This window comes from Gemmatimonas sp. (genome assembly GCF_041689975.1).
Taxonomy (GTDB): domain Bacteria; phylum Gemmatimonadota; class Gemmatimonadetes; order Gemmatimonadales; family Gemmatimonadaceae; genus Gemmatimonas.
Window position 1 is genome coordinate 39,759 of record NZ_JBDNFF010000058.1, and the last position, 10,939, is coordinate 50,697.

Annotated in this window: 8 protein-coding genes; 2 read left to right on the forward strand and 6 right to left on the reverse strand. The window is 63.2% G+C overall.

The window, feature by feature from the left end:
• Positions 1-17 precede the first annotated feature (17 nt).
• From ACESNG_RS04365 to ACESNG_RS04385, 5 genes are all read right to left on the reverse strand, one after another.
• Positions 18-1,235, reverse strand: coding sequence for a porin (locus ACESNG_RS04365; protein ID WP_373067964.1), 1,218 nt, complete (start codon positions 1,233-1,235; stop codon positions 18-20).
• Between the two features lie 32 nt (positions 1,236-1,267).
• Entirely contained in the window at positions 1,268-3,409 is a 2,142-nt protein-coding gene (ppk1, locus tag ACESNG_RS04370) for a polyphosphate kinase 1 (RefSeq protein WP_373059276.1), read from the reverse strand.
• A gap of 61 nt (positions 3,410-3,470) precedes the next feature.
• Entirely contained in the window at positions 3,471-4,508 is a 1,038-nt protein-coding gene (locus ACESNG_RS04375) for an anion permease (RefSeq protein ID WP_373059274.1), read from the reverse strand.
• A gap of 7 nt (positions 4,509-4,515) precedes the next feature.
• Positions 4,516-5,127: a DUF47 domain-containing protein gene (locus tag ACESNG_RS04380; RefSeq protein WP_373059272.1), complete on the reverse strand. Its 612-nt coding sequence runs from the start codon at positions 5,125-5,127 to the stop codon at positions 4,516-4,518.
• A 138-nt stretch (positions 5,128-5,265) separates the two neighbouring features.
• Positions 5,266-6,036, reverse strand: coding sequence for a rhomboid family intramembrane serine protease (locus ACESNG_RS04385; RefSeq protein WP_373059270.1), 771 nt, complete (start codon positions 6,034-6,036; stop codon positions 5,266-5,268).
• A 190-nt stretch (positions 6,037-6,226) separates the two neighbouring features.
• Between ACESNG_RS04385 and dnaK the strand changes: the two genes are divergently transcribed.
• Both dnaK and ACESNG_RS04395 read left to right on the forward strand, forming a co-directional pair.
• On the forward strand, positions 6,227-8,167 hold the full coding sequence (gene dnaK / locus ACESNG_RS04390) for a molecular chaperone DnaK (protein WP_373059268.1): 1,941 nt from the start codon (positions 6,227-6,229) through the stop codon (positions 8,165-8,167).
• Positions 8,168-8,301: 134 nt separating this feature from the next.
• Entirely contained in the window at positions 8,302-9,825 is a 1,524-nt protein-coding gene (locus ACESNG_RS04395) for a trypsin-like peptidase domain-containing protein (protein WP_373059266.1), read from the forward strand.
• A gap of 104 nt (positions 9,826-9,929) precedes the next feature.
• On the opposite strand, the gene ACESNG_RS04400 is transcribed toward ACESNG_RS04395, so the two are convergent.
• Positions 9,930-10,817, reverse strand: a complete 888-nt coding sequence (locus ACESNG_RS04400; RefSeq protein WP_373059264.1) for a M55 family metallopeptidase — start codon at positions 10,815-10,817, stop codon at positions 9,930-9,932.
• Positions 10,818-10,939: the final 122 nt, after the last annotated feature.

Sequence of the window (10,939 nt, forward strand, 5' to 3'; positions counted from 1 at the left end):
GTGGCCGCCCGACTGGCTCAGATCCCCACTTCCGCGCCCAACCGCAGCGTCCAGTCGCCGCGCCGACGATCCGCTGCCGCGTTGCGATAGCGCGTGTGGAAGAACTCGCCGTTCATCTTGATGCGGTGTCCATTCACGTAGCGCGCCAGTCCGAGCGCGCTCTCCTGCAGGGCCTCGACCGTGCTGAGGGCTTGAATGCTCCTGGCCGGCGTCACCGCCGAGTAGCGTAGCATCGGCTCCCAGCTGCTGTGCGGCAGCAGCCAGCTCGTTTGCACGTTCACGCCTTGCCCCGCATACACGTGGCGGATACTCGCGCCGCTCCGCGTGATCGGATCGGGCGACACGCGATGCGCGTATTCCACCGCCACCGCGACTCCACGCTTTTTCAGAAGCGCGTCAGCGAAGTACGTCGTGATACCACGTGGCGCGAACAGCGCCGGCCCCAACTGCCCACCGGTCCGAATCGCCCGATCGTTCCGCGAGAGCCCCGCGGCGAACGACACTTTGAGCGTGGGCTCGCGCGCCAGATCGCCCTCGACGTAGTCACCACCGTTGGTGAACGCCCCAAGCGGCAGCAGCTCCCATCGCGTGGTGTACGCGAGGCCGCCGTCGCCCGCCTGCGGGTTGCGTCCTTCGCCCGACGACACGGCACCACGGATGACGTAACGCACCTTGCCGATGTCGCGCGAGTAGGAAAGGAATGCGCCAACGTCACGGTCGGCCGTGAAGAGGGCGTTCACGGGCGATCGGTCAGGTGACTGGAGCTCGCTCGACGACACCAGACGCTGCCGGTTGCCCGGGAGCTTGGCCTGACCGAACGCTCCCGCCAGATGCGGCGTGAACTGCCACGTGACGTTCGCATCGCGCAGCACATTGGCGAAACTGGTGCTCTCCTGGTCCATGTCCCCGCGCGAAAACGACAGCTGCACGTTCACCCGCAAGCGCGGGTCACGCAGCGTCCCCTCCAGGCGCAGCCGCATCCGGCGGATCGCCAGGTTCGTGCGCTTGATGCCATAGTCCGTCTCGCTCTCGCTGGTCGCCGACGCCAGCTGCTGCACGCGGAAGCGGAAATTGAGCGTGGTAACACCATCGGTGCCGTTGACGGTGATACCCTTTCCGTCCAGCGTGATCGCCGGGTTCGGGAAGGCAGGCGCGGGCTGGGCGCGGCCCGCACGGGCGCCGATCAACGCGCACGAAGCCGCCGTCACGAACGTGTAAACGTAAATTCTGACCATGGCGGAACGGTGCACAGATCCGCCGCGAAAGGCTAGCCCACGTCCGGCGACGGACTCCGCTTCCGTTTCGTGCTCGCCTTCGTGCTCGCCTTCGCACCCGCCTTCGGCTCCGTTCCGCCCCAGGGATCGCGCATCAGCGTGGCGTGCGTGGCGCGCTCCTCGGCGCCATTCGGCAAGCGCCGACGATACGCGCCATCGGCCCCGAGCTCCCATGCTTGCCGATTGTCGGTCAGACACGTTTCCAGCACGCGCTGCAGTCGGTCGTGCCAGGCCACGTCCTCGATGGGAGTCATGGCCTCCACGCGACGATCGAAATTGCGCGGCATCCAGTCGGCCGACCCGATGTAGTACTCGGGATTCCCGCCGTTCGAGAAGTACGCGATCCGTGAATGCTCGAGAAAGCGGCCGATGATGCTGACCACGCGGATGCGATCGCTCACGCCGCGAAGCCCGGGCAGCAGACAGCAGATGCCGCGCACGATCAGATCAATCTCCACACCGGCCTGCGACGCTCGATACAACGCCACGATGATCTCAGGGTCGACCAGCGCATTCATCTTCGCGATGATGCGCCCGCCGCGTCCCGCCTTCGCATGCGCCGACTCGCGTTCGATCAGTTCGAGCGTGCGCTTCCGCAAGTTCGCCGGGGCCATGATCAGCCGCCGGTAGAACTTCTGTCGCGATACCCCGGTGAGCGAGTTGAACAAGTCACTCGAATCGGCGCCGATCTGCGGGTTACTCGTGAACAGCCCGATATCCGTGTACAGTCGCGCCGTCTTCGAGTTGTAGTTGCCGGTGCTGACATGCACGTACCGCCGTATGCCGTCGGCATCGCGTCGCACCACCAACACCGTCTTGGCGTGCGTCTTGAGCCCCGGCAATCCGTACGCGACGTGGATACCGTAGTTTTCCATCGTGCGCGCAAACGTGATGTTGTTCTGCTCGTCGAATCGCGCCTGCAACTCGATGATCACCGCCACCTGCTTCCCGGCTTCGGCCGCCTCGGTGAGCGCGCGCACGATGGCCGTGTCACCCGACGTGCGGTACAGCGTGAGCTTGATGGCGAGCACCTGCGGATCACTCGAGGCGGCTTCGAGAAACGCCTCCACCGACGAGCTGAACGACTCGTACGGGTGATGCACCAGCACGTCACGCTCGCGGATTACGTCGAAGATGTTGCGCCCATCGCGGAACGGCGCCGGTACCACCGGCGTGTACGGGGCATCACGCAGCTCCGGCACGTCGAGACCGGCGATCTGCATCAGATCACCCAGCTCCAGCAGATCATCCTGGTCGTGCACATCGCGCGCGCTGAGCGGAGCGACGAGCTGCGTCTCGCTCTCAGTCAGCTCCTCGAGAAGGAGCTGCCGCATGGACTCCGGCATGTCACGCTGGACTTCCAGTCGCACCACTTCACCGAAGCGACGCTGAAACACTTGCTGCTCGATCGTCTCCAACAGATCTTCCGGCTGATCGATCTGCCCCAGATCGAGATCGGAGTAACGCGTAATACGGAAGGTGAACCACCGCTTCACCTCCATCCCCGGGAACAGCGTGCCGAGATGCTCGCCGATCACTTCCTCGAGCGGCACGTAGACGTGCTCTCCCTCGCGATCGATCGGCACCCACCGGGGCAACGAGCGCGGCACCTTCACGCGAGCAAAATGCTCCTTGCCGCTGTCCGGATCGCCGATGGCCACCGCGAGCGACAGCGACAGATTCGAGATGTACGGAAAGGGGTGCCCGGGGTCCACGGCCAACGGCGTCAGCACCGGGAACACCTGCGATTCGAAATAGGCGTGTAGTCGTTCCTGCTCCGTTTCGTCCAGCGAGGACATCGGCACAAGTTTGATGCCTTTCTCCTCGAGCGCCGGCAACACCAAGGCATGCAGCGCATGATGGCGACGCTTCAACAGCTCGTACACCCGCGTGCGAATGGCTTCGAGCTGCTCGGGGGGAGACAGCGGATCGGGCGGATACTGCGGAGCACCCGACGTGACTTTGCGACGCAGTCCCGCCACCCGGACCATGTAGAACTCGTCCAGATTCGTACTAAAGATCGCCAGGAACTTGAGGCGCTCCAGTAGTGGCACGCGAGCGTCCAACGCTTCCTCCAGCACGCGCGCATTGAAGTCGAGCCAACTCAGCTCGCGATTCAGGTACGGCAGCGACAAAGCGGTCGACGACGGGATGGCGGCCGTCCGGCGCGGCGTGCCGCGGCGGACAGGAATCGGATCAGAGTGGATTGAACGCGGCCAGTAGTTTGTACGAGATCGCCGCCATCGCTGCTGCGGCCGGAATGGTGATCACCCACGCCCACACAATCTTGCTCGCCAAGCCCCAGCGCACGGCCGACAAACGGTTCGTGGCACCGACGCCCACGATGGCCCCCGTGATCGTATGCGTGGTGCTCACCGGAATGCCGAACCGCGTCGCGAACAGAATGACGAGCGCGCCACCGGTCTCGGCGCAGAATCCACCCACCGGACGCAGCTTCGTTATGCGCGTGCCCATGGTGTGTACGATACGCCAGCCACCGGAGAGCGTGCCCAAGGAGATCATCGTGTAGGCACTCAGCTCGACCCACAAGGGGATCGACTCCAACGACGTGACGTGCATGTAGCGCAGCAGCCCGGTTTCGCCGGCGAACGACGCCTGCGTCGCCACGAGAAGGCCGACGATGATACCCATCGTCTTCTGCGCATCATTGCCGCCGTGCGCCAACGAGAGCAACGCCGAACTGGTGAGCTGCGCCACGCGGAAGAACCGGTCCGCCTTCGTACTCGTCACGCGCCGAAACAGGTTGAGCACCAACACCATCAGGATGAAGCCCATCAGCATGCCGACCGCCGGCGACAGCACGATCGCCGACAGCGTCTCGATCCACTTGCGGCCCCAGAGGAGCGCCGTGATACCGGCTTTCGACACGGCAGCGCCGGCGTACCCGCCGATCAGCGCGTGCGATGAACTCGAGGGAATGCCGAACCACCACGTGACCAGATTCCAGATGATCGCACCCAACAGTCCGCCCAAGATCACGTTTGGGTCGACCACATTCAGATCGATGAAACCGGCGGCGAGCGCCTTGGCCACGCCCGTGCCTACGAAGAACAGGGCGGAGAAGTTGAACACCGCCGCCCAGATCACAGCCGCCAGCGGGCTTAGAACGCGCGTGCCGACGATCGTGGCGATCGAGTTGGCCGAATCATGAAATCCATTGATGAAGTCGAACGCCAACGCGACGACGACGATGAAGATGACGAAGTTGACCACAGATCCGTCAGCTGTTCTTGAGCGCGATGCTTTCCAGCACGTTCGATACATCCTCGCACTCGTCGATCGCCTCTTCCAGCGAATCGTAGATCTCCTTCCACTTCAACACTTCGATCGCCGGCTCGTCGTGCGCGAACAGGGCACCCACCGATTGTGCGTACAGCACATCACCTTCTTCCTCGAGCGCTTTGACCCGGCGGCCGTGCTCCAGCATCTTCACGCGTTTTGTGACATCGCCCACCGACTCGAGAATCACCGCACTCGCCCGCACCAACACATCGGCCATTTCCACGGCGCCGTCACGCGGTGTCGTCACCCGGAACATCACCACACGACGGGCCGCCCCGTTGATCAGATCGATCACATTGTCCAAACGAGTGGCGAGCACGTGAATGTCTTCGCGATCCAGCGGCGTCACGAAACTGGTGTCGATACGCTGATTGATCAGGTGCACCACCGCGTCACCATCGGTTTCGACCTTCTTGATCTGGACGGCAATGCGCGCGGCGTCGGCGGGATTCTCGAAAAGGGTGCGAAGCAGGCTCGAAGCACTACCCATGTACACGGCAAGCTGTCGGAAATGATCGAAAAACGTTTCGTCTTTTGAGAAGAGCTTCACGACTTGGATGGCTGAGAGAAGGCATAAGGCCCACAAGGTGACCGAACGCACGGTAACGATTGCGTCACCGGTGCCGAAACGCCACATGTGACCTTCATCGTTACATGACGTTGACGTACCGATCTGGAACTAAATGGTTCAGCGCCAAACCACTTTCGCGTCGCTCACCGCCACCTTACGGCGCACCAGTTCCTTATTCTCGAACCAGCGCGCCAGTATTGCCCCCACGACAAAGCCGCCCACGTGGGCCCACACGGCCACGCCGCCGGAGATCTCGCGGCGCAAGGGCGACAGATCAGGCAATCCCGCCAGCACCTGGCTGCCGAACCACAGGATGAGCACCGCCCACGCCGGAAACCGCAGCAAAAAGAACGGCGGAATGAAGGTCCGCACCTTCACGTGCGGATACAGCAAGAGATACGCGCCCATGATCCCGGAGATTGCCCCTGACGCCCCTACGGTGGGCACCGGCGACGACGGATCGACCGCCAGATGCGCCATCGCCGCAGCGACGCCAGTGAGGAGATAGAACGCTAAAAAGCGCCACCGCCCCATGCTGTCTTCCACATTGTTGCCGAACACCCACAGGTAGAGCGAGTTGCCGATGATGTGCCCCCACCCCCCGTGCAAAAAGATGCTCGTGATCGGCGTCAGCCAATTGATGGCGTAGTCGTCGATCACGCACGCCAGAGCCTGGTCGCCGAAACGCCCCAGCGGCACCCCGTACCCCACCGGCGCCATCCGGCTCAGCTCACCCGGCACCATCCCCAGGTCGCACACGCTGATCGCCAGCGGCAGCGGACTTCCCGCCCCCTGCACGAAAAACCAAACCGCCCACGTGATCACCAGCAGCCCGATAGTCATTACCGGGGTCCGGAGCGTGGGATTGTCGTCTGAAATGGGAAACATGGCACCCCAAGCAGGTCAAATTGGCAGACTGCCGCTGCGACAGCCTTCGTTTCTCTCCCTACGGCCGAAATTGCGCCGGTCCGGCAGGAGCACCGCGGCCCAGTGCTTGCCCTTGATGCGCGAAGCAGTGGAACACATCAAGACCGATCGTAGAAGTCCCCATAGGCTACAACTCTTCAACGAGACCTCAATGGCTGAAAAAGTTATCGGCATCGACCTTGGAACCACCAACTCGGTGGTGTCCGTGCTGGAAGGTGGCGATCCCGTGGTCATCCCGAACGCCGAGGGCGGTCGTACCACCCCGTCGGTCGTCGGCTTTACGAAGGACGGCGAGCGCCTGGTTGGTCAGATCGCCAAGCGTCAGGCGGTGACCAATCCGCAGAATACGATCTTTTCAATCAAGCGCTTCATGGGTCAACGGACCAGCGAAGCGCAGGCCGAACAGTCGCGCGTGCCCTACAAGATCGTCGCCGGCCCGAACGACGTGGCCTCGGTCGAAGTGGGTGGCAAGCGCTACACGCCGCCCGAGATCTCGGCCATGATCCTGCAGAAGATGAAGCAGACGGCCGAAGACTACCTCGGCCACAGTGTGACCAAGGCCGTCATCACGGTGCCTGCGTATTTCAACGACGCGCAGCGCCAGGCCACCAAGGACGCCGGCAAGATCGCCGGACTCGACGTGCTCCGCATCATCAACGAGCCTACGGCAGCCGCCCTCGCGTACGGCCTCGACAAGAACAAGAAAACCGACGAGAAGGTCGCCGTGTTCGACCTCGGCGGCGGTACGTACGACATCTCCGTCCTCGAACTGTACGACGTGGATGGCACGAAACAGTTCGAAGTGAAATCGACCAACGGTGATACGCACCTTGGCGGCGACGACTTCGACCAGCGTGTCATGGATTGGCTGGTGGCCGAGTTCAAGCGCGATCAGGCGATCGACTTGAGCAAGGATCCGATGGCGATCCAGCGTCTCAAGGAAGCGGCCGAAAAGGCGAAGATGGAGCTGTCGAGCGCGAACAGCACCGACATCAACCTGCCGTTCATCACCGCCGACCAGTCGGGCCCGAAGCACCTGAACTACTCGCTCACACGCGCCAAGTTCGAGCAGCTCGTGGACGATCTCATTCAGCGCACCCTCGAGCCCATGAAGAAAGCGCTCAAGGATGCCGGCATGCAGCCGAGTGAAGTCGACGAGATCATCCTCGTTGGCGGCTCCACGCGTATCCCGAAGATCCAGCAGGTCGTGAAGGAGTTCTTCGGCAAGGAGCCCAACAAGGGCGTGAATCCTGACGAAGTCGTGGCCGTCGGCGCTGCCATTCAGGGCGCTGTGCTCACCGGCGAGCAGAAGGACGTGCTGCTGCTCGACGTCACGCCGTTGTCGCTCGGCATCGAAACGCTCGGTGGCGTGATGACGGTACTCATTCCGCGCAACACGACCATCCCGACCAAGAAGGCGGAGACGTTCTCCACCGCCGACGACAATCAGACGACGGTCGAGATTCACGTGCTGCAGGGCGAGCGCGAACTGGCCGTGTACAACCGCACGATCGGCAAGTTCCAGCTCACGGGCATCCCGCCAGCTGCGCGCGGTATGCCGCAGGTCGAGGTCACGTTCGATATCGACGCCAACGGCATCCTGCATGTGACGGCGCGCGACAAGGCGTCGGGCAAGGAGACCAAGATCCGCATCGAAGCGTCCAGTGGCTTGTCTGATGGCGACATCGACAAGATGGTGAAGGATGCCGAGAAGAACGCGGGTGAAGACAAGCAGCGTCGCGAAGAAATCGAGACGCGCAACCGCCTCGACTCACAGACGTACGAAGTCGAAAAGAACGTAAAGGAGTGGGGCGAGAAGGTACCGGCCAACCTGAAGGAGCGGATCGACGCGTCGATCGAGCGGTCGCGCAAGGCGCTTCGGGGCGACGACATGACCGAGATCCGGGCCGCGCAGGAAGAGCTCACCAAGGCCTACAGCGAAGCGGGTCAGGCCTTCTATCAGCAGCAGTCGGCCGAGGGTGCGGCACCTGAAGCGGGTGCGGCTCCGGGTGGCGAGCCGGAAGCAGGCGGCGCGAAGGCCGATGATGTGGTCGAAGCCGACTACGAGATCGTCGACGACACCAAGAAGTAAGCCACGCGTGATCGTGTCGAGACACCGGATTCCCGCGGAAACAGAAAGCGGGGGTCCGGTGTCTTATCGTATGTAGCTTTCAGTTCAGTTTGAGACAGCATACCGCTCGTACCGCATTTACCGGGTTCCGACACATGGCTTCTCGTTTCTCCCGATTTCGCTTCGCCGCCGCCGCGACCGTGAGCTTTTCCGCTGGCGTACTGTTCGCGTCCGGTATGGATTGGACGAAGATCAGCTTTGCGCAGGGTGGCACGACATCGCGCTCGGCCTCCGTGCGCGGCGGCCCCATGGCCCCTGAAGGAAGCTCATTCGCCGACATCGCTGAACGGGTCACACCCGGCGTCGTGGCGGTGAACACCACCCGCTCTGCCCGCCCGCGTCCGCAAGTTCGCGGTCGCGCACCGCAGGGTATGGACGACTTCCTCGAGCAGTTCGGACCGCAGCAGCCACGGCAGCAGCGCGGCGAAGGCTCAGGCTTCATTGTGACGCAAGACGGATATATCGTCACGAACAATCATGTGGTGGCCGACGCCGATCAGGTGTCGATCACGCTCACCGACGGCCGCACCTTCAAGGCGAAGGTCATCGGCACCGACTCCACGACTGATGTAGCGGTGGTGAAGATCGACGCCAAGGGCCTCCCCACGCTCGCCATCGGCAACGACGAGACCACGCGCATCGGTGACTGGGTGCTTGCCGTGGGCAATCCGTTGGGTCTCGACTTCACCGTGACCGCGGGCATCATCTCGGCCAAGGGACGCGGCTCGGAAATCCAGCTGCCGAACTCCGGCAACTTCACGATCTCCGACTTCATCCAGACCGATGCGGCGATCAACCCGGGCAACTCCGGCGGACCGCTGATCAACCTGCGCGGCGAAGTGATCGGCCTGAACAGCGCCATCGCCAGCCAGACCGGCTTCTATTCCGGCTACGGCTTCGCAATTCCGATCACGCTGGTGAAGGCGGTGACGGATGACCTGATCAAGGAAGGGCGCGTGCGCCTGCCCGTGATGGGTGTGTCGGTTGGCAGTATCGATCCGGAAGACGCCGGCATCAACGGATTGGCGCGTGTGGCAGGAGTAAAGGTGCGGGGCTTCACCCCAGCTGACGGCGGTCCGGCCAAGGGCGCGGGCATCGAAGTCGGTGACGTGATCATCACGGTTGACGGCAAGCCGGTCGATCGCGTGGGCTCACTACAGCGTGTCGTGCGTTCGCGTCGCGTAGGTGACCTGGTGCCGGTGGAAGTGATGCGCTTCGGCACCAAGAAAAGCTTCAAGGTGAAGCTGGTGGAAGCCGAGATGATCAGCCGCGTCGCAACGTTGCCGGAGACGGGACCGAAAGCCGTGCCGGCCGCGGGCAAGCTCGGGATCACCGTCGAAGCAGTGCCCGCAGAAATCTCGGCGCGCCTGAAGCTCGAGGGCCGCGGTGTTCGCGTGGCTGATGTGACCGAAGACGGTCCGGCGCGCGACAAGCTCGCGCCAGGCAGCGACATCGTGCTGGAGGTACTCTACCCGACCCCGCGTCGCACCGTGAAGTCGGTGACCGATTTTCAGGGTGTGCTCTCGGGGCTCAAGGACGGTGACTACGTGAGCCTGCTGGTGCAGAACATGGATCCGCGCGTGGGTCAGCGCGTGGTGAACATCCGCGTGGGCGGCTGAGACGGGCTCGCCCGTGGCGGGAAGACACCAGAAACACTCGAGCACATGCAACGGGTGGCATCGCAGTGCGATGCCACCCGTTGTCCATGGGTATGGCAGCCCACTCAGTCGGTGTTGATGAACCGGTAGAGCACCCGTATGAGCCGGTACGCATCCGGCATCGCGTCGCGGGTGAACTCCACCGTGGTCGGCGTCACCAGCCGCACTTCGCGAAACGCGGTCGCCACTTCGGGGATGGTGGGATCGCGGAACGTCATGCGCACTGTGTACTGCGCGAGATGCTCGGGAGGCGATTTCCTCGCCGAGGCCACACTCTCCTTCGCGGCCTGCTGAATCTCGCGCCGCGTCTCGACCAATGGCCGCAGTTCGACGGCGCGCGAATTGATCGCGCGCTTCACGACGACGCCTCGAACGTCGGGCACAGTCACCCGCTGCTCCTCGACCGCGACATCGTCGCCCGTGACCATCACGACCGGCACGCCGTACCAGCGTGCGAGCACGGCATTCATGCCACCCTCGCCCACGGACACGCCGTTGATCTGCAGATCGGCCAGCACACCGGAGCCGGTATGTGCAAACACCCCACGCGGCGAGCCGGCCTTCGCGTGATAGCCCACGAAGATGATCGCATGAAAGGAGCTATCGAGTCCCTCCATCATGCCATACCGCTTGAAGCTGTGACTGATCAGCTTCACCCGCGGATCAATATCCTCGGGCAGCAGGTTCCGCTGGCTGCCGTGTGAATCATTGACCACCACGTCCGTGGCGCCGCCGTCGAAGGCACCGCGAATCGCCGCGTTCGCATCGTCGACCATGAGCTTGCGTGCACGCCCGTACTCCGCGCCAGCCGCCGAGGTCTGATTGTCGCTATTGACCCCACTGATCCCCTCCAAGTCGACGGAGATATACACCTTCATCGGACGCTGAGCGGACATCGGCGCCGCGAGCGTGAGCAGGCCGAGAGCGAGGACGAGCAGCGATGGACGCGTCATGTTGGATACCGGCGAAGCGATGGGTGGAAGGTCAGGGAGCGGGTGCACCCATTATATTCTCCTTTTGAAGTTTGCGGACGTGGCGAAATTGGTAGACGCACCAGCCTTAGGAGCTGGCGGGG

What these genes read in the sequence shown, in the direction of transcription:
- ACESNG_RS04365 (WP_373067964.1), bottom strand. Translation starts at nt 1,235, where the DNA reads ATGGTCAGAATTTACGTTTACACGTTCGTGACGGCGGCTTCGTGCGCG.
- ACESNG_RS04385 (WP_373059270.1), bottom strand. Translation starts at nt 6,036, where the DNA reads ATGTTTCCCATTTCAGACGACAATCCCACGCTCCGGACCCCGGTAATG.
- dnaK (WP_373059268.1), top strand. Translation starts at nt 6,227, where the DNA reads ATGGCTGAAAAAGTTATCGGCATCGACCTTGGAACCACCAACTCGGTG.
- ACESNG_RS04395 (WP_373059266.1), top strand. Translation starts at nt 8,302, where the DNA reads ATGGCTTCTCGTTTCTCCCGATTTCGCTTCGCCGCCGCCGCGACCGTG.
- ACESNG_RS04400 (WP_373059264.1), bottom strand. Translation starts at nt 10,817, where the DNA reads ATGACGCGTCCATCGCTGCTCGTCCTCGCTCTCGGCCTGCTCACGCTC.